Below are 22,595 nucleotides of genomic sequence, written 5' to 3' on the forward strand. Positions count from 1 at the left end.
GCGCCTGCCGGGCAGGTGCCGCGTGGCCTCATTCGCCGAACAGCGTGCCGAGCGTCTCGGCGGCGTTGCTGTCGATGGTGTTGTAGGTCACGCTCGTGGCCTCGAAGATATAGACGGTCGTGTAGCGGCCAAGGCGCTCCAGAATCTCCTCCTGCAGCGATTCCGGCACGATGTTCATGTTCAGGTACCATGCCGTCGACGACAGCCGCGTCTGGAACGACCCATACTCCTGCATCAGCTCGTAGAACGCATCGGCATCCTGATCGCGGCAGACGATCACCAAGTTTCCTGCCATTCCCTTCCTCCCGCTGGTCGGTCGATCCCTGGCGGCTGTGGTCAACACCGACGCCAGGGGCTAGCCCCGATCATACCTGCTTCGCCGCAATCGTCCGCTGACGTCCGGCATGGTTTGCGTCCGCGTGCGGTTGGCGGGTTCCCGGCCGGCCCAGATCACGGCATAATTCGGGGCCTGCATGCCGGCCGGAGGACCGCGGTCGGGCTGCTCCGTATCCCACGCTTGTTGTTCGCCCGCGTGCCGGGCACGATCCGTGCGCCGTTCGCGCGTCGCGCGGCCCCGCGCCGGCCCCGGACGGTTGAACCTGAAATACAGGTTGGTGTAGTGTCGTGCCGTCGCGGCCCGACTCGCCGCGCCGGGAGCGCAGCCTGCACGCACGGCGCCTCGCGCCGGCGTCAGATCGTGAATCAATCGAGTTACCGCGTCGAATTACCGCGCCCGTGCGCTTTGCCATGAATCAACATCGTCTGCCGGCTTCGTTCGGCCTTACCGGGGAGGGCGCCTGATGGACGTCGGATTCTTCAATCCGAACCGGACCGCCAACGCGTCCGCGTGGCGCGTTCTGCCGAACCGGTGGGACTTCATCGCGTTCCCGCTGATCATCTGCCTGATCGCGATGGCGGTCGTCGGCTTTCATGAAACGATGGCGCCGATCGGGACCCTTCAGACCCAGAAGATCTCGCTCGATCCGTCGAACCTGCCCGAATACGCGTTGCGCACCACGCTGCGGATGCTCGCCGCGATGGTCGCGTCGCTCGCGTTCACGCTCATCTACGGCACGCTCGCCGCGAAAAGCCGCCGCGCCGGCATGGTGCTGATCCCGATCCTCGACATCCTGCAGTCGGTGCCGGTGCTCGGCTTCATCTCGTTTACGGTGACGTTCTTCCTCGCGCTGTTCCCGAGCCGCGTGCTCGGCGCCGAACTGGCCGCGATCTTCGCGATCTTCACGAGCCAGGCGTGGAACATGACGTTCAGCTTCTACCAGTCGCTGCGCACGGTGCCGCGCGATCTGGACGAAGTGTCGCGCGGCTTCCACCTGACGTCGTGGCAGCGCTTCTGGAAGCTCGAGGTGCCGTTCTCGATGCCGGGGCTGATCTGGAACATGATGATGTCGATGTCGGGCGGCTGGTTCTTCGTCGTCGCATCGGAGGCCATCACCGTCGGCAACCAGACCATCACGCTGCCCGGGATCGGCGCATATCTCGCCCAGGCGATCTCGGACAAGAACCTCGGTGCGATCGGCTGGGTGATCCTGACGATGACGGTGGTGATCCTGGCCTATGACCAGTTCCTGTTCCGCCCCCTGATCGCGTGGGCCGACAAGTTCCGGATGGAGAACACCGCGTCGGGCGACGCACCGCAATCCTGGCTGCTCGACCTCGTGCGCCGTACGCGCCTGATCCATCAGCTGCTCGTGCCGGCCGGCTGGTTCTTCGCGAAGGCAGCGCGGATTCCGCTGCGTCTGCCGCTGTCGGGCGCGATGCGCTTCACGCTGCCCAAAGTCGAGAAGAAGGCATCGCGCACGGTCGACATCGCGTGGGCGGCGTTCTTGCTGCTCGGCACGGCCTATATCGTGTGGCGTGTCGTCAGCTTCGTGTCGACCGGCGTGACGATGGCCGAAGTCGGCCACGTGATCATGCTCGGGCTCATCACACTGCTGCGCGTAGTCGTGCTGATTTCGATCGCGTCCGTGATCTGGGTACCTGTCGGCGTATGGGTCGGGCTGCGCCCGAAACTCGCCGAGAAGCTGCAGCCGCTCGCGCAGTTCCTCGCCGCGTTCCCGGCGAACCTGCTGTTCCCGGTGTTCGTGATCGTGATCGCGCGCTTCCATCTGAACGCCGATATCTGGCTGTCGCCGCTGATCGTGCTCGGCACGCAGTGGTATATCCTGTTCAACGTCATCGCGGGCGCGACGTCCTATCCGAACGACTATCGCGAAGCCGCGACGAACTTCCGGATCCGCGGCTGGCAGTGGTGGCGCCAGGCGATCCTGCCCGGCATCTTTCCGTATTACGTGACCGGCGCGATCACCGCATCGGGCGGCGCGTGGAACGCGAGCATCGTGTCGGAAGCGGTGCAGTGGGGCACGACCAGGATCGAGGCGCACGGCCTCGGCGCATATATCGCGCAGACCACCGCCGCCGGCGACTTTCCGAAGATCATTCTGGGCATCGCCGTGATGTCACTGTTCGTTACCCTGTTCAACCGCCTGCTGTGGCGCCCGCTGTATGCCTTCGCCGAAGCGAAGCTGCGGCTCGACTGAGACCGATTGAGAGCGAAACGCGATGCACAATCCGAATGCCATAAACGCCCCCGTCCAGACGTCCCAGCCGCCGCGCCTCGGTGAGGAAATCCTGCGTGTGGATCACGTCTGCCGCGGCTTCAACAAGACGCAGGGCGAACTGCTCGTGCTCGACGACGCGAACCTGTCGCTGCGCGAAGGCGAGATCGTCGGGCTGCTCGGCCGCTCCGGCTCGGGCAAGTCCACGCTGCTGCGGATCATCGCGGGGCTGATCGAGCCGACCGGCGGTGAAGTGACCTACCTCGGCAAGCCGCTGACCGGCCCGGCCGAAGGCGTCGCAATGGTGTTCCAGACCTTCGCGCTGTTCCCGTGGCTCACCGTGCTGCAGAACGTGGAAGCCGGGCTGGAAGCGCTCGGCGTCGGCGCACGCGAGCGGCGCGAACGCGCGCTCGCCGCGATCGACCTGATCGGTCTCGACGGCTTCGAGAACGCCTACCCGCGTGAGCTGTCGGGCGGCATGCGTCAGCGCGTGGGCTTCGCGCGTGCGCTCGTGGTCGACCCGACGATCCTGCTGATGGACGAGCCGTTCTCGGCGCTCGACGTACTGACGGCCGAAACGCTGCGTACCGACCTGCTCGACCTGTGGACGCAAGGCCGGATGCCGATCAAGTCGGTGCTGATCGTCACGCACAACATCGAGGAAGCGGTGTTCATGTGCGACCGCATTCTCGTGCTGTCGTCGAACCCGGGTCGTGTGATCGCCGAGATCAAGGTGCCGTTCAAGCATCCGCGCAACCGCCTCGACCCGGCTTTCCGCAAGCTCGTCGACGACATCTACGCGAAGATGACCGCGCGCCAGACCGGCGAGGCGACGAAGAAGGGGCTCGAGCTCGGCAGCTGGCTGCCGCAGGTGTCGACCAACCTGATGGCCGGCCTGATCGAGACGCTCGCGATGGCGCCGTACCACGGCCGCGCCGACATGCCGGAAATCGCACGTACGCTGCATCTGGAGGTCGACGACCTGTTCCCGATCGCTGAAGTGCTGCAGTACCTCGGCTTCGCCGACGTGCGGGAAGGGGACGTGTTCCTGACGCCGCCGGGGCGCGTGTTCGCGGAATTCGGCACGCAGGAGCGCAAGCTGATGTTCGCCGATCATCTGCTGAAGCACGTGCCGCTCGCCGCGCGGATCAAGAAGGTGTTGAACGAGCGCCCCGGCCATCGCGCGCCGCGCGTGCGTTTCGAGCAGGAACTGGAGGATTTCCTGTCGGACGGCGCGGCCGAGGAAACCCTCGACGCGGTGATCGACTGGGGCCGTTACGGCGAGATCTTCTCGTACAACGACCAGACCGAAATCTTCAGTCTCGAGGACGTCGAGTCCTGATGCGGTCGGGGCGATTCCGGTGCATCCACCGGAATCGTCCGGATGCTAGCTGCGGCGGGATTCGGCCGCAGCGGGCCAAGAGCCTGCGGCTCGATCCTGGCGTCCGCAACGGGCGCCGGGTCATGGATCACCTGATTGTCGGATCGTGGCCCTGCGGGGGCGCTGCGGATGGCATTCGCCGAGGATGTCGCGCCCGGTTCCATTCTTCGACGGCAACGCTTCGTTCACTTCCGACGCCGTCCTTCCTTTCACCACGCGTTGAATGCCTACCGCATCGGTGCGGCGCGCGATCGCACCCGTCCACCAGCAATAAGTATCGGGGATCGATCTGCTGATCGATCGGACTGCTTTCGGCGCCGAATATCGAATGCTGACAAGTGGTTATGAATTTCCCTACAGTTTGATATATTTGGCGCCACCAAGGCGGCTGAGAGCGCCTTGGTGGTGCGATGGCGACCGGATTGCGGCGGGTTCGCCCGACAAAAAGAACGAGGTTAACGATGAGTTTCGCAGCAAACGGAAACCCCGACGGGATGGGAGGGGGCGGTGCGGCTTTGGTCGGCGGTTTGAGCAACCTGGGTTCGCTTGCCGGCATGGCGGGCCAACTGGGGGCGCTGACCGGCATGCCAGGCGCGGGGCTGCTGGGCGGTGCCGCGAGCGCGGTGCAACTGGCGCAAACCGGCCTATCGCTGATGGGCAAGGCCCCGGAGTCGATCGCCGAGGCCATCAACAGCCTGACGGGTGCGCTTCCGCGCCTGACCCAGGACAATCGCTTCATCACGATCGAAACGCCACTCGGCCCGGACGTGCTGCTGGTCAGCGCGGCGATCATCGACGAACACGTCAATCAGTTAACCGAAACACATCTCGACCTGCTTTCCCATCGCAACAATATCGAACCGCAGGAAATCGTCGGGCAGCGGGTCAAGATCACGCTCGAGCCCCAGAGCCGCGATTTCAGTCTGACGAGGGTCGTGACGTCGGCGGCGGATACCGAGACGAAGCGATATTTCGACGGTTACGTTGCGTCGTTCGGCCGCGTCGGGAAATCGGGTTCGGTGACCCGCTACGAAATGTCGGTCGTGCCGTGGTTCTGGTTTCTCACCCGCTCGACCGATTGCCGAATCTTCCAGAACCAGACGCCGCAGGACATCCTGAGCGACATTTTCCGCGAGATGGGTTTTTCGGATTTCGAGTTCGCGATGCAGGGCGAACGTCCGAAGCTCGAATACATCGTCATGTACGACGAGTCGTACTACAGTTTCTGCTCGCGCCTAATGGAGCAGGAAGGGCTGATCTGGACGATCCGTTACGAAAAGGACAAGCACATCCTCGTGATCGGCGACACCAACGCGGTGTTCCAGCCGATTCCGAACCTGAAGACCATTCCGTACGAAGCCAACAGCGCGGCCAGCGAGCAGAACGGCATCGATCGATGGGACGAGGCATTCAGTTTCCGGGTCGGCAAGATCACGTACCGGGATTTCAACTACAACCAGCCGTCGTCGCAACTGATGCATGTCGAGGTGCCGACCGTCAATCTGAAGCACCCGAACATCCAGACGACGGAGCGTTACCAGTTCCATTCGCTGTATGACCACGGCGACGACGGGCAGCGTTACGCGTGCTACGCGATGGAAGCGGAAGAAGCGCTCGCGCATCGTTTCAACGGCGCCGGTCACGCGCACGGGATGACGACGAGCGGGCGCTTCACGCTGGTCAACCACGGCACGTCCGCCTATAACAACAAGGATTTCGTGATTCTTCGCGTTCGTCACCAGGTCGCGAACGACTATACCCAGCAGACCTCCAAACTGCCGTACCACAACACGTTTACGTGCCTGCCGATCGACATTCCGTTCAGGCCGGAGCGGCGTACGCCCAAGCCACACATGCAGGGCACGCAATCCGCGATCGTGGTCGGGCCGAAGGGCGAGGAAATTCACACCGACGGCAGCCGGGTCAAGCTCCATTTCCTGTGGGACCGGCGCGGCAAGCTGGACGGTTCCGATTCGATGTGGGTGCGCGTATCGCAACCATGGGCAGGCAAGGGATGGGGTGGCTCGGCGATTCCGCGGATCGGCCAGGAGGTGCTCGTCTCGTTCAATCAGGGCGATCCGGACAACCCCATCGTCGTCGGCCGTGTGTTCAACGGCGATTCGGGCAACCCGTATCACGGCAGCGGCGGCCAAACGATGGGGATGCGCAGTCAGACGCACAAGGGCGAGGGCTTCAACGAACTGCGATTCTCGGACGTGAATGGCGCCCAGGAGGTCTTTCTGCATGCGCAGAAGGACATGAAGACGATCGTCAAGGACAGCGAGTCTCACACGGTCGAATCCGGTGCGCGGAACGTGTCGGTGCTCAAAGGCGACGAGAGCAAGCATGTCGCAGAAGGCAGCCTGTCGGAAAAGATCGCGAAAGCGCGCTTCACGACGGCCAACACCGTTGGCGTGCAAGCGCTGGCTGGCGACGCCGGACCCGGCAAGCAGAGCTATCAGGCGACGGACGAGATCGAGCATCGGGTCGGCGCGAGCATCGTGACGCTGAAGCCGGACAGCATCAAGTTGTCCCACGGCGCATCGAGCATCCTGATCAATCAGAGCGGCATTTTCCTCGATGGTCCGGTGATCCATCTGAACCAGGGGCTTTTCGTCACGCCCGAGCAGGCGATGGCGATCGAGTGGGCGAATCAGCAGGCCGTCATCGCCGCGGGTCTCGCGTCTGCCGATCCGAAGGTGCAGGCCGCGGCACGCAAGCTTCAGGCGACGGTGAAGGCGCAGCAACTGGCCAAGCTGGCGGAAGCGGTGTACACGCCGGGTACGGCGCCGCCGGGATGGAAGAACGTGTCGAACGATCCGGAAGCGCTGAAGAAGTTCGGCATGCGGCCGCAAGATCTGAAGATCCCCGGCAGCAATTTCGGCGCGCAGGTCTACGCACCCGATCCCGCGGTGTTCGGCGACAGCATGAAGCCGACGCTGGCATTCAAGGGCACGCAGCCGACGGTCAAGGAGGACTGGTCGAACAACCTCAGCCAGGGGCTGGGCGACAATTCGCCGTACTACGATCGCGCCGTGACCTTAGGCAAGAAGATCTACGGCTCCGGTAATGCGGGCGGCCTCGACCTCACCGGCCATTCGCTCGGCGGCGGGTTGGCGTCGGCTGCATCGCAGGCGAGCGGCGCTGGCGCGACCACCTTCAACGCGGCAGGCCTCAATCCTGAAACGTTGCCGCTGTACGGAGCCACGCCGCGGGCGTCGTCGATCACGAACTATCGCGTCGACGGCGACATCCTGACGGGCTCGCAGGAAGGCGGGCTCGGCCCGATCAGCGATGTGACGTCCCACCTGATGCCCAAGGCCGTCGGCGAGCAGATCACCATTCCGGGCACCAGCGTGACGACGGTCCAGCGGCACATGATGGGGCAGGTGACGAGCGGATTGAATACGACCGTCGCGGAGCAGCAATCGTCGCTGCTCGGTCAACTTCAGGGACATTGATGAAATACAGCAAGGTCATCGCCGCGGGCGCGGTTGTCGCGGTAATCGGTTTGTCGTCGCCGTTCTGGTGGCCGACTCAAGCACAGGAAACAAAAATGGCAGACTTCAAACGTTACCCGCCCGAAGATTTTTTCACGGGACAGCCGCTCGAGCTGGCGCGTGCCATTCGCGACGGGAATCTGGAGCAGGTCAAGGCGCTCGCGCCGCATACCGATCTCGCTGCCCTGGGCAACAGGAAGGCGAGCCTGTTGTCGTTCGCAGTGCAGGAAGCCGTGCCGGTGAAGACGGACGCCGCCAACGTGCGCTTTCAGATCGTCAGCGAACTGGTGCGGGACGGCGCGAAGCCCGAACAACCGTTCGGCGAGAATGATGCGAACGTTGCATATCTGGCCGCGCGGGCCGACACGCCGAACCTGCTCAAAGCGTTGCTCGCCGGCGGCATGAATCCGGATCTCAAGTACGACGGCGATACGCCGCTGCTCTTCGCGACCTGCAAGGACACGCTGTTGCCGCAAATGCGCGTACTGGTCGAGCACAAGGCGAACGTCAATGTGCGGGATTCGATGAAAGAAACCGCGCTTTTTGAAGCGACGCGCCTGCGGCAATGGGACGTCGTCGATTATCTGCTCGCGCACGGCGCCGATCCGTCGGTGAAGAACGACAACGGTCTCGCGTACGCGAAGGTCCTCGGCGACGAACTGCAACAGACGCCGAAAGGTTCGCCGCAGCAGGGCCGCATCGAAGCCATTCACAAGCGTCTGGTCGCGGCTGGCGTGCGGTAACGTTGCCCCGTGACGGTTGCGCCGGCTGCGGCCGTGCAGCCGGCGAACAGTGTCAATCCGGCACCTGCCCCGACGGGCCGGCCGAACCGAGAAGAGCATGTCCGAATATCAGATGAACGATGCCGTCATTCAGTTGCCGGCGCACTTCAAAGACAAGACGATTCACCTGTTTACGGTCGATGAAACGGGTAGCGGTAGTAGCGGATTCACTTTCGTGGTTTCGCGCGCGCCGATGGAGCCGGACGACACGGTCGATACGTTCGTGACGCGGCTGGTCTCGGAGATGCGCAAGTCGCTGCCGCGTTTCGAATTGAAGCATCTGGAAAACCGGGAAATCGACGGCGAAACCGCCCGTGAAATCGATTATCGCTGGGTGTCGGAAGGTGCACCGCTGCATCAGCGCCAGACGGTCGTGATGTCGCCGAAGGCGGGGCACGAACGTGTGGCGATCAGTTTCATCGGCACTTGTCCGAAGTCGTTTACCGAGGACAAGAGCAAGGAATACAAGAGCCTGCTCGCGAGTGTCGTGCTGGCCCGGCCCGATCGGGCGGCCTTCGTGCCGATCGCGCTTGGCCAGGACGAGGCGGGCATCGTGTTCGTGCTGCACGAGCCGAGCGCGACGCTGTACGTGCTCACGGGCATGGCCGAACTGTACCGGCACGACGTCACGGAAATGTTCGACGACACTGCATTCTTCGGCTCGGGTGGCGAACCGCTGGTGCTGCAGCCGGCCCCGGACGGGCAATCGGCGTGGCGCGCGAAGGACGGCCGTCAATTCGCGCTGTGGACGGTGGATTTGCGCGAGCACGCATCGCTGAGCGATCGACTTGACGGTGTGACGGCGGTGAAGGGCATGACCGGCATGCAGAGCGTCGGGGCCGTGCGTGCTTATCTGACCGCGGTTGCGAACGCGGGCTGACGGGGAGCGGGCGTGGATACATTACTCGCGGCTGCGCGGTTGGGCGATCCGATCGCGCATACGGCATCCAAGGGATGGATGATCGCCGGGCTGATCGCGGGTGCAGTAATCGGTGCCGTCGCGGTGGTCGCGACGGGCGGTGCTGCGTTGACGGTCGTCGCTGCAATCGCGGCGGGCGCTGCTGCGGGCGGCGGTCTCGGCGAAGTGCTGGGCACGATGTCATGGGCGCCGCGGCATGTCACCGGAAGTCTCATAAAGGGTTCGCCCAACGTCTTCATCAACAGTCGCGCGGCGATGCGTGCCATCCTGAGCCTGGGCCTGTGCAGCGATCACGCGGGTCCGCCGCAGGTGGTCGCGCAGGGTTCGTCGACGGTCTTCATCAACAGCCAGCCGGCGAGCCGCAAGGAAGACCGGATGATGTGCGGCGCGTTGATCAACGACGGATCGCCGAACGTATTCATCGGCGGCCCGGCGGTCGGGGAGTTCAATCCTGAAATCCCGGCGTGGGTGAACTGGACGATGCTGGCGGTCGGCGTGGCGGCGACCGCCGTGCTCGCCGGGCCGGCGATCGCGATTCTGGGCGCGGCCGGCGGGTTCGTCGGCGGGGAAGTCGGTTCATGGGTCGGCGGCAAGGTGTTTGGAGAAGGGTCGGACGGGCAGAAGTGGTCGATGCTTGGCGGCAGCCTCCTGGGAGGGGCTGGCGCGGCAAAGGGGGCCGGGCTCGTTGGCGGTGCGAAGGGCGCCGGGTCCGTTGCGGGCGAAATCTCTGCCGGGGAAGCCGCCGCCGACGCGCTTGCCGGCACGCTGCCCAAGGCCGGCGCGACGAGTCCTTTCGATTACGTGGTCGATTCGATGCCGGCGGACCTCGTCAGCAATCCAAAGGGTGTCTACGGGTACACGCCAGTGGAAGGATCCGAGTTTGCGGCGCCCAAGTGGCCGGTCGACTGGACGAATGCGGAGCAAGTTGCCAATGCCCGGAACGTGCGGCTCGAATACCATCAGGGCCTGGCCGACGAAAGTGCATGGGTATCCGACATGCGCGCCAGCGGCGCCAGCGAAGAAACGATTGGGCGGCAGATCGTCGACATGCGCAATCAAACCCGGATGTCGAAATACGCCGAGGACAAGCTGCCGATGTTGTATGAGCGCAATATGGCGAAATACGGAAACAAGTATGGCCCGACGTATGAAGCATTGCTTCAGAAATATGGTAGCCCGGAGGGGGTGATCGCCGCGGGGACACGCAGCAACCCTTCAATGGACATTCTTACTGGCATCGCGAAGGTTGGAAAATGATGAAGAACGTGCAACTCGGCGTGATCAATCGCCCGTCGAGCTTCGTTGAGCTGAATGTGGAGACAGGCGTGTTTTCCGCGCTGGTCGGAGACGGTTACGTGGCGCGGGGGAATTACATCTCTGTCGAGGGCCAGGACGTTGCTGTCTTCGCGGCGGATCGGCAGCTTTATCTTCAATGGAACAAAAAACGCTGGAACTTCGCGGATCTCGGACACAACGTCAAGTACGAACACGACTTCCACCGCGGGATGACGACTTTTTCCATTGATGGCGATGCGATTCAGTATCCCGCGTGGTGGGTTGGCGATGACACATTCGATCCGAATCTGCCCGAGCTCGATGAAGACGAGGATCACTTCGCCTATATCGCGAGCTTGGCCAAAAACAAGGAATTGCAGCGATCCTTGATCGATGTCTGGAGCCGCTAGGCACGAGCCCGGCCCATTTTGTGCCGCCCTGGATTACAACCCGGACGATGCGCTGTCCGCGAAGATCGAGGAACGCGTGGCGCAGCTTCGCACGCGTCTGTAACCACGAAAGTATGCAGAACGACACGGACGCCACGCACGATGCGCGGCGCATCGCCCCGTTACTGCAGATTCCCCCAGCGGTCGACGGCCGGTTCGGCCGACGCCCACTTCCAGTGCGTGCCTTGCTGGCACGCATTCGCGAAATACCAGTCGGCCTTGTCGCCGTCCTTCACCGAGAATGCGAATTCCTTGCACAGCGCGAGCGCTGTCGAGTACGCACGCGTGACGCGCACTTCGCCTTCGCCGTTTTCCAGCGGCAGCGTGTTCTTCACCTTCCACGGCTTCACTTCGCCGACGGCCAGGCTGCCTGCCGCCTTCGCGATCGCGTCCTGCTGATTCTGATGGAGTTGCTTCATCGTGCGGTTGACGGCTTCGTCGGTCGCGGCCTGCACGGCAATCCCGACGCCGACGCCGACCGCCGGATTCGCGGTGACGAGGCCCGTCGCCGCGCCGGCGAGCGCGCCGCTCGCCGCGCCGACCGAGCCGCAGCCCGACAGCGCGGCGCTGGCCGCGCACAGGACGCCGATCGCCGCGATACGGATCGCGACGCTCATTGCAGCGCGCCCCAGCGTTCGGTCGCGGGTTCGGCCGACGCCCATTTCCACACGGGGCCGTCGCGGCAGATCGTGGCGACGTAGAACGCCGATTCGGCGGCCTTGTCGGCTTTCGCCGGCGTGTCGACCGCGAACACGATTTCCTTGCAGTCGAGCGGGCCGATGCTGATCATCCGGCTGACCGTCACGCGGCCCTGCTCGTCGTCCTCGATCGGGAACGAATGGTGCGTCGACCACGGCGCGACGCCGCCGACGTCGAGCGGGCCCGCGGCCTTCGCGATCTGTTCCTGCGTGTAGCGGTGCGCAACGCGCTGCGTGTACTGGACACCAGCCCGTGCGCCGGCGACGGCGCCCAGGCCGATGCCCGTCGCGACGGCGGCGTTGTTGGTGACCTTGGAGGCGATCGCGGCGCCCGCGATACCGGCGCCGGCTGTCGCGCCTTCGCTGTACAACGAATTGCAGCCGGACAGCAGTGCGGCCGTGGCGATCGCGGCCAGCATGACGCGCGCCGGCGTGGCCCGGCGCGGCGATTCGAAACGAATGTTCATCCCTGAGTGCAAGTCCTGTCTGGGTGAGCGGCGACGCATGCACGCCTGATGCCGCGTCATTGTTTCGCAATTGTCATAGGAAAACTGCAAAGCTTTGACAAATCGCCGCGCGGCAGGCCGCGTGCGCGCGGGCGGCGTAATTGTCGGATAGATGCTCGACGAAGGGTCGAAACGTTACAAATTGAAGGTAATTGTTACCTTCGTGCACAACGAAGCGACCTAGACTGTTTTGCTATGGAATGTTTCTACGACGGCCTCGCGCCGCGCCGCATATGAGACACCCAGCCATGCGCCGTTCGAAACGGTTATCACCTCGGCCACCCGACGCGGCGGCCGGCCGTCCGGAAGACCGCCCGCGTCCGCGGACCGACGCGCCATCGGCGCCGCCTGCGGGCGCGCCCGACGACACGCCGTCGGACGGCGATCACAACCAGGGCGGCGCTCGCCCGGAAGGGCTCGACTATCAACGCGACCTCGGTCAGGAGCAGGACGCCTGATTTCGTCGTAGCCGCATTCCACCGCCGTATTTCATTGCAATTCTCGGAACTGAATCGCCGCGCGGCCGCCTTCGGGCCGCCGCGCCCGCTTTGGCGCGCGTCGCGCGCCAGCCAATCGAATCGAGGAGGGGAAGTCGCATGAGCAGATTGATCGTGGTATCGAATCGTGTCGCCGCCGGCGAGGACACGCGCCCGAGCGCAGGCGGCCTCGCGGTCGGCGTGATGGACGCGCTGAAGGAAACCGGTGGCGTCTGGTTCGGCTGGAACGGCGAGATCGTCGGTGCGCCCGACGCGGCACCCGCGATCCAGCGGGACGGCAACGTCACGTATGCGACGGTCGGGCTGACCCGGCGCGACTACGATCAGTACTACCGTGGCTTCTCGAACGCGACGCTGTGGCCGGTGTTTCACTACCGCGGCGATCTCGCGCGCTTCGACCGGCAGGAGTACGCGGGCTATCTGCGCGTGAACGCGATGCTCGCGAAGCAGCTTGCCGCGCTGCTGCGGCCCGACGACCTGATCTGGGTGCACGACTATCACCTGCTGCCGTTCGCGCATTGCCTGCGCGAGCTCGGCGTGAAGAACCCGATCGGCTTCTTCCTGCACATTCCGTTTCCGTCGCCCGACATGCTGCGCCTCGTGCCGCCGCACGAGGAACTCGTGAAGTTCATGTGCGCGTACGACATCGCGGGTTTCCAGACCGATGCCGACAAGCAGGCGTTTACCGACTACATCGAGCGGCGCGGCGTCGGCGCGGCGAGCGACGACGGGATGCTGCATGCGCACGGCCGCATCGTGAAGGTCGCCGCCTATCCGATCGGCGTGCATCCGGATGCGATCGCCGAGGCAGCCGTCCAGTACGGCTCGCGCAAGCCGGTGAAGATGCTGAGCGATGCGCTCGCCGGCCGCAAGCTCGTGATGAGCGTCGACCGGCTCGACTATTCGAAGGGGCTCGTCGAACGCTTCCAGTCGTTCGAGCGGATGCTCGCCAACGCGCCGGGCTGGCAGGGGCGCGTGTCGCTCGTGCAGATCGCGCCGCCGACGCGCTCCGACGTGCAGACCTACCAGCGCATTCGCGAAATGCTCGAGGGCGAGGCCGGCCGCATCAACGGCCGCTTCTCGCAGCTCGACTGGACGCCGATCCAGTACCTGAACCGCAAGTACGAGCGCAATCTGCTCATGGCGTTCTTCCGGATGTCGCAGGTCGGCTACGTGACGCCGTTGCGCGACGGGATGAATCTCGTCGCCAAGGAGTACGTCGCATCGCAGGATCCGGCCGATCCGGGCGTGCTCGTGCTGTCGGAGTTCGCGGGCGCGGCGGCCGAGTTGACCGGTGCGCTGCTCGTCAATCCTTACGACCTGTCGCAGATGGCCGACGCGCTCGAGCGCGCGCTGTCGATGCCGCTCGCGGAGCGGCAGGCGCGTCACGAGGAGAACCTCGCGCGGCTGCGCGAGAACAACCTGTCGGTCTGGCGCGATACGTTCGTCGCCGACCTGCGCAGCGTCGCGGCGGCGGCGTCGGTCACGCAGCGCGCGGGCCGGCGAGTCGCGCATGTCTGAGCGCGTGGAGGAGGGCGGCGCGCAGGAGGTGTCCGCCCGCTTCTTCGTCGTCACGGGCGGCCCCGGCTCCGGCAAGAGCACATTGCTCGATGCGCTCGAGCGCAGCGGTTTCGCGCGCTCGCACGAGGCCGGGCGTGGTGTGATCCGCGACCAGATGGCGATTGACGGTCCGGCGCTGCCCTGGCGCGACCGGGCCGCGTTCGCCGAGCTGATGCTGAACTGGGAGATGCGTTCGTACCATCTCGCACGAGGCGCGCGCGGGCCAGTGTTCTTCGACCGCGGCGTGCCGGACGTGATCGGCTACCTGCGCCTGACGGGCCTCGCGGTACCCGCGCATGCGGAGGCCGCGGCGCGGCGCTTCCGTTATCACCGGCGCGTGTTCATTGCGCCGCCGTGGCGCGACATCTACACACAGGATACCGAGCGCCGGCAGGATTTCGCCGAGGCGGTGCGCACCTACGACGCAATGGTCGAGTGCTATACGGCGTATGGGTATCGGCTGATCGAGCTGCCGTGCGTGAGCGTGAAGGCGCGCGTGCGCTTCGTGATGGACGCGCTCGACGCCGCGTGACCGGCGCTCGCTACGCGCGGCGGCGTCAGGTTGCCGCGTCGGGGCGCGGCGACGCGATGCGCAGCATGCTGACCACCGCGGCGAGCGCCGCGAACACCGTGGCGACATAGAGCGCGATCGTCGGCCCGCGGTCGGGCGCCAGCCCGAAAATCAGTGCGACGAGCGCGGCACCGAGCGTCTGGCCCGTCAGGCGTGCCGTGCTCAGCATCCCGCCCGCCCCGCCGCTGCGCTCGCGCGGCGCCGACGACAGCATCGCTCGATTGTTCGGCGACTGGAACAGCCCGAAACCCGCGCCGCACAGCGCCATCCGCCACACGATGTCGACGGTGCCCGGATGCGCGCCGATCGTCGCGAGCGACAGTAGCCCGGCCGCGAACAGCGCAAGTCCGATTCCGCCGAGGATCCCGGCCGAGTAGCGATCCGACAGCACGCCGGCGAGCGGCGCGGCGAATACGATCACGAGCGGCCACGGCGTCATGTAGAGGCCGGTTTCGACTTGCGAGAAACCGAGCGAATGCTGCAGCCAGAACGGCAGCGCGACGAACGCGAGCATCTGCGACGTGAACGATGCAACGGACGTGCAGATCGACAGCGCGAACATCGGGATGCGCATCAGGTCGACCGGCAGCAGCGGCGCCGGCTGCGACAGCTGTCGCTTCACGAAGAAGTAGCCGACGGTGAACGCGATCGCCAGTTCGGCCGCGACGTACGCGTGGCTTTCGCCGTGGCCGAGCCCGTCGACGGCCATGATCAGCAGGCCGAACACGCACGCGTTCATCAGCGCACTCGGGAAGTCGTACGGCGCGTCGTGCAGCGGGTTGGCCGGCAGTGCACGGAGACTGCCGAACACCGCGGCGATGCCGATCGGCACGTTGACCGCGAACAGCCAGGGCCACGACGCGAACGACAGGATCGCCGATGCGACCGTCGGGCCGATCGCCGACGACAGCGCGACCACCATCGCATTGATCGACAGCCCGCGCCCGAGCATCGACGACGGGTAGATCATCCGCACGAGCGCCGCATTCACGCTCATGATGCCGGCCGCACCGAATCCCTGTATCACGCGCATCACGGCGAGCATGGGCAGCGAGCCGGCGAGCGCGCAGCCGAGCGACGCCGCGGTGAAGAGCCCGAGCCCGGCGATGTAGATGCGGCGATAGCCGATGCGTTCGCCGAGCGACGCGAGGGGCAGCAGCGTGATCGTGACCGCGAGCTGGTACGCGTTGACGATCCAGATCGATGCGGCATCGGACGCGTGCAGGTCGCGCGCGATCGTCGGCAGCGCGACGTTCGCGATGGCGCCGTCGAGCACGGCGAGCGTGATGCCCAATGCGACGCAGACGATTGCCCAGTAGCGTTGCGGAAGCGGCAGGCCGGTATCGGCGTTCATGACGGGAGCGAAGGCGTGATTGGCCGCGTACCCGGATGCCGGTTGCGTGCGCAACCATGCTCGCGGGTGGAGGCGGTGGTGAACGGCCCGGTCAGCCTGGCGGCGCTGGAGCGGGACCGGTCGAGTGTATCACCGGGCCGCGTCGAGCGACGCCGCCGCCGGCCGGCGGCCGGTGCGTGCACTCAGCCTTCGAAGTCGAGACCGCCGAGCCGCACGAGCGGGGCGGCCTGCGTGCGCGACGCGAGATCGATGTCGCGCGCGCCCTGCCATGCGCTCAGCTTCCTCGGCAGCGCGCTCAGGTAGTGCTCGAATCGCGCGGGCCCGTCGGGTGCCATCAGTCGTTCGATCTCGTCGGTGTCCCAGGTCAGTTCGAGGTTCAGCGGATGCACGAAGCCGCTCACGTGCTCGTGCGGCGCGCTGCGGATCTGCACGCGCGTCGGTTGCCCGTGCCCGCCGTACGGGACGACGTCGGTCAGCACGTGATCGGCGAAGTAGGCGGCGATCGCCTGCGCAATGCGCGGCGCGAATTCGGTATCGAAACGGCGGGCGGTTTCGGGCTGCATGAAGGCGTCTCCTGTGTGCCGAAAATCGTAGCACGGCCGCGCCGCGTTTCGGTGTGCGTGATACGCGTAATGGCGCGTTACCACTTGCTGCATCTATTACGGCCGCGCGCAGCCACAATGCATCGCATCCAGTACCACTTCGCGTGGGAGTCCATCATGAAAAGAATTGCCGCAGTATGTGTCCTCGCCGGTTCGCTCGCCGTGGCGGGCCCGGCGTCCGCGCATGGTCGCGACGGGGGCGCCGTCATCGGCGCGCTGATCGGCGGCGCGGTGCTCGGCGCGATCGTGACATCGGCGATGAATCCGCCCGTCGCATACCAGGCGCCCGTGTATCAGGCACCGGCCTATCAGCCGCCGACGTACTATCAGGCCCCGGCTTACCAGCAGCCGGCTTATCCGACCTATCAGCAGGCGCAGTACCAGGACGACGGCCAGGACTATTGCTACGACCGCTATCAGCGCCCGTATGTGTGCGGCGCGCCGGTGTCGGGCGGCTATGCGCGGCCGGCCGGCTGGTAAGCGGGCCGGTGATCGGGCTCGTCGCCGCGTGGCCGGTGCCGATTGAGTGAATCGCGGGTATGCAGGAAGACAAAAGGAAAGGCCCTCGCGTGATGCGAGGGCCTTCGTCGTTTCTCGGGCGTCGGGTTTTGGGCGCCAGACGGCGGCCGTGCGAGGCCGTGTGCGGATACAAACGGTTGCAATTGGATCCGCGGGATCAGTGACGATGGCCGCCGTCGCCGCGTCCGCCGCCGCCATCGTTCCAGTCGCCGCGACGTCCGCCGCCGCGTCCCCAGCCGCCATGGTCCCCACGATCGCGATCCCAGCGGCGGTAGTCGCGGTGTCCGCGATCCCAGTCGCGTCCGCCGCCACCACCCCAGATATTGACCGTGCCATAGACGGGGGATGCCCCGTAGGCCGGCCCGTACGCGTAGCCGGGATCGGAATAGTAGGTCTGTCCGTAGCCGTATCCGTATCCGGCGTCCGGACCGACGACGCACCCGGCCAGCAGCGTGGCGACGCCGGCGGCGGCAATGAGCTTCAGCATGATGTTCTCCGTTGGTTCCCCTATAAGTACCGCGCGCGGGGATTGCCGGCTGTTTGCAATTGTGTCGCCAAATTACAGCCTCGTAAGGTCGTGCGACGAAAGTGTTAGCATCGGGGCCTATTTTTGTTTATCAGGAGCACATCGATGAAATTCGCGATCCGGGCCGCCCTGGCCGCCGTTTGCGTGACGACCGCCGCCGCCTGCGCGGCGGGGCCCGCATCGGCGCCCGCCGTGCCGGCCGAATCGATCAAGATGTTCCCGCAGCCGGCGGCTGGCCAGCAGCGCGCGGTGATCGCGCTGCCCGCGCTCGAGAACGAAGGCGATGCGCGCGTCGAGCTGATGATCGGCAAGATGCTGCAGACCGACTGCAACCAGCAATGGTTCGGCGGCGAGTTGACCGCAGAGGACGTGAAGGGCTGGGGCTATACGTACTACCGGCTGACCGACGTGAAGGGGCCGGCATCGACGCTGATGGCCTGCCCGGGCCAGGCGCCGCAGCAGCGCTTCGTGCAAGTGCGCGGTGACGGCCAGCTGCTGCGCTACAACAGCCGCCTGCCGCTCGTCGTGTACGTGCCGGACGGTTTCGACGTGCGCTACCGCGTGTGGCATGCGTCGAAGGACGTGCAGCACGCCGTCACGCAGTAACGCACCGACCGGCGCGGTCATGCGGGGCGCTTGCCGCTGCGCGGCCACCCGGTCTTGCGGGCTTCTCTCCGGAGCCCGTCACTATCCGCCGCTCGCATCCGCGAGCGCCGGCCATGCGGCCAGCGCGGTTCGCGCGACCGCCTCCACATCGCGACGGCTCGCGCCGTAGCGCGTCTGAATCGCCATCCCCTGTTGGACCGTCACGGAGTAGCGCGCGATCGCATCGAAGTTCGCGTGCGCGGAGAGCTCGCCGGTTACCACGCCTTCGCCAAGCCGCGCGCGTAATGCGGCGACCGTCTGCTTGCGCATCGCGATCAGCGTGTGCCGTACCGCACCGCTGGACGCAAGGGCTTGCGCACGATCTCGGCGTGTGCGGCATCACGGTCAATCTCGTGCATTCGGGGGGCGACCGATACCGACATGAATCCGGCCGACGGTGAGCATGCCGCCGCACAACGTTCGCGGATGGCGGTTCCGCAGTACGGCGAGGCCGAGGATGAGGCGGCGCTCGTCGCGCTCGTCGTCGGGCTGGAAGGGCAGGTCGATCAACGGGACGGGGTTGGAGACCGACGGCGGCGTGAATGTGTAAGGGGCGATGGCCGGTGCGACCCGATCGGACGGAGTGACGTTGACTACGGGCAGCCGAGCTGCCGATGCTCGACCTCCAGATCGGCTCGTTTGTCGTAAGCACGCAGCTCGTTGCGCGGCTTGCCGTCCGGGCCGACGCCGCGCACGACCTTGTGGCCGCGGTCCGGCGCATGTTTGACGGCATCGATGCCGGCGGCCAGTTCGCTGCAGCGAGCAACGGTCGACGCGCGTTCCGGGCGGCGTGTTGCCGCATCCGCGACGTTGGCGACGCCCGGGCTGACGTATCGCTGCTTCGGCGTCGCCAAGCCGGTCGTCCTTGCGACATCGGCGGCATTCGCCGTGCAGATCAGCGCCGACGACATGGCCAGGGCCGCGAGTGTTTGAGTCATGGTCGAGGTCCGGGTGCGGATGAAGGTTCGGGATTCTACGTAATCTACGGTACATGTCGATTGCGCCAGGTCCGGGTGCGATCGCATGTCGCATGTCGTCGTGATGGCGCGGCGATGAATGGAAGAGGATAACGAACTATTTTACAGGTGAAATGAGGAATTCATTTACAAAGTGATCAAGCGTACTTACGATGACGCCAATTTGGGCTAGCGGAACTTCGTATGCGTACAGTCGATCGGGCGACGTTTGCCGCGCTCTGCCTTTGTCTTGCCGCATGTGGCGGCGGTGACGACAACGCTGCCGCAGGCGCGCAGACCGTTGCGGGCACATCGACATCGTCCGGCGCACCTGCCGGTGCTGCATCCGGCGCAGCGGCTTCATCGACGAGTTCCGGCAGCCCGGCGTCGACCGCCGGGGCGACCGGTACGGCGTCCGGTGCGACGCTTCTGCCTTCCAATGGCACCAAACCCGTTCTCGTCGCCGATGTGACGGTTTTCCCGGCCAGCGACGGCAGCGACCAGGCCGACGCGTTGCAGAAAGCATTCGACAGCCTGCGTGCCGGCCAACGCCTGGTCATCGCACCGGGACGCTACGTCGTCGGGCATTCGCTTGCCGTGACGGTGCCCCAGGCGGTGATTTCCGGATACGGCGCGACGCTGGCCGCCACGAATCCGGCCGACCAGACGATCGTGATGAGCGGCGCCGGTTCGACGCTCGTCGGCGTGACGCTGGCCGGCACCGGCACGACGCGCCTCACGACGCCCGAGTCGACGAAAGTCGAGGTGACGGGCTCGGACGTTCAGGTGCTCGGCGTGACGATCCGGGGCGGCGCGAGCGCCGGGATCTTCGTGTTCGGCGGCAACGGTATCGCGATCGTGGGCAATACCGTTCAGGCGACGCTGGCCGACGGCATCCATACGACTTACGGTTCGACCAACGTGCTGGTGCAGAACAATACGGTGGCCGGCACCGGTGACGATCTGATCGCCGTGGTCAGCTATCTCGGCGACGGCCGCCTGAGCAACAACGTGCTGATCGACCATAACGCGGTGTCGGGCAACGCGTGGGGGCGCGGCATCACCGTCGTCGGCGGGCAGGCGGTAACGATCTCGAACAATACGGTCGACGGCGTCGAGAAGGCGGCGGGAATTCTGGTCGCACAGGAGGACAGCTGGAAAACCTATGGGTCTTCGAACGTCGTCATTACGGGCAATACCGTGACCAACATCCAGAACGCGAACGTGAACAACGGGCTGCAGCCGACGCAGCAGGGCGCGATCGAGCTGGATACATGGTCGGGAACCGTGTCGGATGTCACCGTGGCGGACAACCGCGTGTCGGGCTCCGGCTATGCGGGTTTCCGGGCGTACGGGAACGTGTGTTCGTTCAGTGTGACGGGCAACACGTTCTCGTCGATTGCCGGCTTGCCGGTCTGGCTGTTGACGAATGGTTGCGCGGCGAACCAGATCGTCGTCGATGCGAATCGGCTCGGGGACGGCAGTCTGCTGGCGCTGCCGGCCGGGGCGTCGCCGGCGGGGACGTTTACCGTGACGGGCGCGAATGCGAGTCTGATGCCGCAGGTCAGGACCGGATTGATGCAGTGACGGGGCGGTGAGGCTGCAAGGCGGGTGGGTGTTGTGTGGCAAAGCCCGAACGTAGGTGGTCGCGGCCGAACAGGGGAGCAGGCGCGAACTTGCACGAATCAGCGCCCGGATGCAGCAAATGCGGGCGATGCGGGTTTCAGGTACGACTCGACCGCCCGAACGCGTTCTTGGTATGGATACATGGACTGTGGCCGCATACACTTCGGTCCGGCCATTCTTCTGGATCGTAAACCACTCGCGCGCGACAGCCTCACACGTCGATGCGGGCTCGATCGCTCGGGTGTGTTTCGCTTCTCGCTTCTGCTCATACGGACCTCTTCGGTTGCCGTAAATTATGGCTCGAAGATGTCTACGGAAGGCTGGCCGGTCCAAGTTGCGCCGGCAGTTCCGGCAATGGCGGGGCGGTACTCATCGAATTTATTCCTCGCTCTAGTTACAGCCCCAGGCACTGCAATTCCTACTGAACGCGTTTCCGTTTGAATCGGTTCCATACACGGAGCGATTACCGTTGCCGTAGTTGGTGATGGTCTGGTTCCACATGTTGCCGTTGGCCGCTGTTCCATTGATGTAAGTGGAATTGCCGATCGTCCGGGCACTCTCGCTCCAGTTGCTCCCCGTATTGGCGTTGTAGCCGTTCACGGTCGTTGAGTTACCCATGCGGCTGACGGAGTAGGAGTTCCCGCTGTTGTCGTTGCAAGTTTGAAATGCTGCAGTGCCAAAGCACGCGGCACAAGCAGTGTTCGAGACGATGACGAGAGCTAAAGCGGCGATCTTCATGGCGAAATCCCCGACGTGTGTGGACTTCTAGGAGCAGTTCCTAAAGAGGATAGGGGGTGCTCATTGGTACTACAAGGGCAGATCTTTAACCCGGGTTTTGAACGCACGACGTCGGGACTTCGCCGTGCGAAAGCTAAAAGAAAGAAATTCGCTTGTCCGTCGGCATTGTCTGCCGATGATGTCAATGGCTTTAGCTGAGTGCAATGACACCCAATTACATCGCCGACCCCGACGCTTTCTTCGGCGACTTCACTTTATGTCGGGAAGCGCAAACGCTTTCGAGCATGGCTTCACCTAGCGTATCTGGAACGACATCGGAATACATTGCCTTAGCTGGCGGCGTGGACCAAGACCAAACCACCTTACCACTCCCGTTGTGGTCGTCGTAATAGACGGTTTGCGCTGCAGCGGACGTTCGCTGTTCGCAGTCAAAAAGCACTAGTGCTTTGTCGGACACATATCGGGTGCCAGCATACGAGCCGGGTACATCCAGCGAGTACATGTTGTCTTGCAGAAACCAGGCTTTCGCATGACTGCCTGAGAATGCCATGCTCACAGCGTCAAGCGAGACCGTCGCGGTTCCATCCGAGGAGCGTCCTATTTCAATCCAATTGGACGCAATCGCGTTGAATGCGGTGGCGAGAGATATGCAGGCAACAGCGCTTCGCAGTTGTTCGGTCTTCATCATTCACCCCGCACCCCGTTGTTTATCCGAACGATAGACCAATTCACCCGGTTTCGGAATGCCAGCGCGTATAACGCCACCGGCGCGGGCATTGTCATTGTCCAGCGTCGCGAAGGCTCACGGCTGAAGGTCGCATGTGCTTGAAGTGACTCGCTATTTTGCGAAATCGTCAGCAACCTTGACCTGAGGCGGAATTTTGTGACCAATCAGGCAGTGAGTCTCGCGTCGAT

The 22,595-nt window shown here is 64.8% G+C and carries 22 protein-coding genes and 2 pseudogenes; 14 read left to right on the forward strand and 10 right to left on the reverse strand.

Annotation, left to right across the window (positions count from 1 at the left end):
- Positions 1-28 precede the first annotated feature (28 nt).
- Positions 29-295: a hypothetical protein gene (locus tag LGM71_RS21975; RefSeq protein WP_014896379.1), complete on the reverse strand. Its 267-nt coding sequence runs from the start codon at positions 293-295 to the stop codon at positions 29-31.
- 505 nt (positions 296-800) lie between these two features.
- Between LGM71_RS21975 and LGM71_RS21980 the strand changes: the two genes are divergently transcribed.
- The 7 genes from LGM71_RS21980 to LGM71_RS22010 all read left to right on the forward strand — a co-directional run bounded on the left by LGM71_RS21980 (position 801) and on the right by LGM71_RS22010 (position 10,843).
- A complete protein-coding gene (locus tag LGM71_RS21980; RefSeq protein ID WP_124621670.1) occupies positions 801-2,558 on the forward strand; it encodes an ABC transporter permease in 1,758 nt (585 codons plus the stop codon).
- Positions 2,559-2,580: 22 nt separating this feature from the next.
- Entirely contained in the window at positions 2,581-3,918 is a 1,338-nt protein-coding gene (locus LGM71_RS21985) for an AAA-associated domain-containing protein (protein ID WP_059680481.1), read from the forward strand.
- Positions 3,919-4,418: 500 nt separating this feature from the next.
- The gene (gene tssI / locus LGM71_RS21990; RefSeq protein ID WP_226116400.1) at positions 4,419-7,418 is read left to right on the forward strand and encodes a type VI secretion system Vgr family protein; all 3,000 of its coding nucleotides are present in this window, start codon (positions 4,419-4,421) and stop codon (positions 7,416-7,418) included.
- A 95-nt stretch (positions 7,419-7,513) separates the two neighbouring features.
- A complete protein-coding gene (locus tag LGM71_RS21995; protein WP_226116401.1) occupies positions 7,514-8,200 on the forward strand; it encodes an ankyrin repeat domain-containing protein in 687 nt (228 codons plus the stop codon).
- 97 nt (positions 8,201-8,297) lie between these two features.
- Positions 8,298-9,119 (forward strand): DcrB-related protein, encoded by an 822-nt coding sequence (locus tag LGM71_RS22000; protein WP_226116402.1) that lies wholly within the window; start codon positions 8,298-8,300, stop codon positions 9,117-9,119.
- Positions 9,120-9,131: 12 nt separating this feature from the next.
- Positions 9,132-10,415 carry a PAAR domain-containing protein gene (locus LGM71_RS22005; RefSeq protein WP_203249546.1) on the forward strand — a complete coding sequence of 428 codons (1,284 nt, stop codon included), beginning with the start codon at positions 9,132-9,134 and terminating at the stop codon, positions 10,413-10,415.
- Positions 10,412-10,843 carry a hypothetical protein gene (locus LGM71_RS22010; RefSeq protein WP_059605653.1) on the forward strand — a complete coding sequence of 144 codons (432 nt, stop codon included), beginning with the start codon at positions 10,412-10,414 and terminating at the stop codon, positions 10,841-10,843. The genes LGM71_RS22005 and LGM71_RS22010 overlap by 4 nt, the downstream gene beginning before the upstream one ends.
- Positions 10,844-11,004: 161 nt before the next feature.
- Here the strand turns inward: LGM71_RS22010 and LGM71_RS22015 are convergent, their stop codons facing one another.
- Both LGM71_RS22015 and LGM71_RS22020 read right to left on the reverse strand, forming a co-directional pair.
- Entirely contained in the window at positions 11,005-11,499 is a 495-nt protein-coding gene (locus tag LGM71_RS22015) for a hypothetical protein (protein WP_059680486.1), read from the reverse strand.
- Positions 11,496-12,086, reverse strand: a complete 591-nt coding sequence (locus tag LGM71_RS22020; RefSeq protein WP_175816146.1) for a hypothetical protein — start codon at positions 12,084-12,086, stop codon at positions 11,496-11,498. Before LGM71_RS22020 ends, LGM71_RS22015 begins: the two co-directional genes overlap by 4 nt.
- A 248-nt stretch (positions 12,087-12,334) precedes the next feature.
- On the opposite strand from LGM71_RS22020, the gene LGM71_RS22025 reads away from it, so the two are divergent.
- The 3 genes from LGM71_RS22025 (at position 12,335) to LGM71_RS22035 (ending at position 14,675) form a co-directional block, all read left to right on the forward strand.
- Positions 12,335-12,544 carry a hypothetical protein gene (locus tag LGM71_RS22025; RefSeq protein ID WP_124626724.1) on the forward strand — a complete coding sequence of 70 codons (210 nt, stop codon included), beginning with the start codon at positions 12,335-12,337 and terminating at the stop codon, positions 12,542-12,544.
- Between the two features lie 138 nt (positions 12,545-12,682).
- The gene (gene otsA, locus LGM71_RS22030) at positions 12,683-14,104 is read left to right on the forward strand and encodes an alpha,alpha-trehalose-phosphate synthase (UDP-forming) (RefSeq protein WP_226116403.1); all 1,422 of its coding nucleotides are present in this window, start codon (positions 12,683-12,685) and stop codon (positions 14,102-14,104) included.
- The gene (locus tag LGM71_RS22035; protein ID WP_226116404.1) at positions 14,097-14,675 is read left to right on the forward strand and encodes an AAA family ATPase; all 579 of its coding nucleotides are present in this window, start codon (positions 14,097-14,099) and stop codon (positions 14,673-14,675) included. The genes otsA and LGM71_RS22035 overlap by 8 nt, the downstream gene beginning before the upstream one ends.
- Positions 14,676-14,700: 25 nt before the next feature.
- Here the strand turns inward: LGM71_RS22035 and LGM71_RS22040 are convergent, their stop codons facing one another.
- Positions 14,701-16,068 carry an MFS transporter gene (locus LGM71_RS22040; protein WP_124626730.1) on the reverse strand — a complete coding sequence of 456 codons (1,368 nt, stop codon included), beginning with the start codon at positions 16,066-16,068 and terminating at the stop codon, positions 14,701-14,703.
- Positions 16,069-16,250: 182 nt separating this feature from the next.
- Positions 16,251-16,631: a DUF5594 family protein gene (locus tag LGM71_RS22045; protein WP_059605672.1), complete on the reverse strand. Its 381-nt coding sequence runs from the start codon at positions 16,629-16,631 to the stop codon at positions 16,251-16,253.
- A gap of 117 nt (positions 16,632-16,748) precedes the next feature.
- Between LGM71_RS22045 and LGM71_RS22050 the strand changes: the two genes are divergently transcribed.
- A complete protein-coding gene (locus LGM71_RS22050) occupies positions 16,749-17,150 on the forward strand; it encodes a hypothetical protein (protein ID WP_124626732.1) in 402 nt (133 codons plus the stop codon).
- Between the two features lie 196 nt (positions 17,151-17,346).
- On the opposite strand, the gene LGM71_RS22055 is transcribed toward LGM71_RS22050, so the two are convergent.
- Complete coding sequence (locus LGM71_RS22055) at positions 17,347-17,676, reverse strand: hypothetical protein (RefSeq protein WP_124905493.1); 330 nt, start codon at positions 17,674-17,676, stop codon at positions 17,347-17,349.
- 144 nt (positions 17,677-17,820) lie between these two features.
- On the opposite strand from LGM71_RS22055, the gene eco reads away from it, so the two are divergent.
- Entirely contained in the window at positions 17,821-18,321 is a 501-nt protein-coding gene (gene eco, locus LGM71_RS22060; RefSeq protein WP_175816149.1) for a serine protease inhibitor ecotin, read from the forward strand.
- A gap of 81 nt (positions 18,322-18,402) precedes the next feature.
- Here eco and LGM71_RS22065 read toward each other — a convergent pair.
- Positions 18,403-18,660: pseudogene (locus LGM71_RS22065) on the reverse strand (TetR/AcrR family transcriptional regulator); the annotation flags it as partial.
- Between LGM71_RS22065 and LGM71_RS33320 the strand changes: the two are divergent.
- Positions 18,660-18,910: pseudogene (locus LGM71_RS33320) on the forward strand (SDR family oxidoreductase); the annotation flags it as partial. The pseudogenes LGM71_RS22065 and LGM71_RS33320 sit on opposite strands and share 1 nt — an antisense overlap.
- Before the next feature lie 43 nt (positions 18,911-18,953).
- Here LGM71_RS33320 and LGM71_RS22075 read toward each other — a convergent pair.
- Positions 18,954-19,385: a hypothetical protein gene (locus tag LGM71_RS22075; RefSeq protein WP_226116406.1), complete on the reverse strand. Its 432-nt coding sequence runs from the start codon at positions 19,383-19,385 to the stop codon at positions 18,954-18,956.
- A 399-nt stretch (positions 19,386-19,784) separates the two neighbouring features.
- Between LGM71_RS22075 and LGM71_RS22080 the strand changes: the two genes are divergently transcribed.
- On the forward strand, positions 19,785-20,903 hold the full coding sequence (locus tag LGM71_RS22080) for a right-handed parallel beta-helix repeat-containing protein (RefSeq protein ID WP_319000394.1): 1,119 nt from the start codon (positions 19,785-19,787) through the stop codon (positions 20,901-20,903).
- 429 nt (positions 20,904-21,332) lie between these two features.
- On the opposite strand, the gene LGM71_RS22085 is transcribed toward LGM71_RS22080, so the two are convergent.
- Positions 21,333-21,680 (reverse strand): hypothetical protein, encoded by a 348-nt coding sequence (locus LGM71_RS22085; protein WP_226116408.1) that lies wholly within the window; start codon positions 21,678-21,680, stop codon positions 21,333-21,335.
- Positions 21,681-21,894: 214 nt separating this feature from the next.
- Entirely contained in the window at positions 21,895-22,368 is a 474-nt protein-coding gene (locus LGM71_RS22090) for a surface-adhesin E family protein (protein WP_226116409.1), read from the reverse strand.
- Between the last annotated feature and the right edge of the window lie 227 nt (positions 22,369-22,595).

Source organism: Burkholderia sp. AU33545 (genome assembly GCF_020419685.1).
GTDB classification, from domain to species: Bacteria; Pseudomonadota; Gammaproteobacteria; order Burkholderiales; family Burkholderiaceae; genus Burkholderia; species Burkholderia diffusa.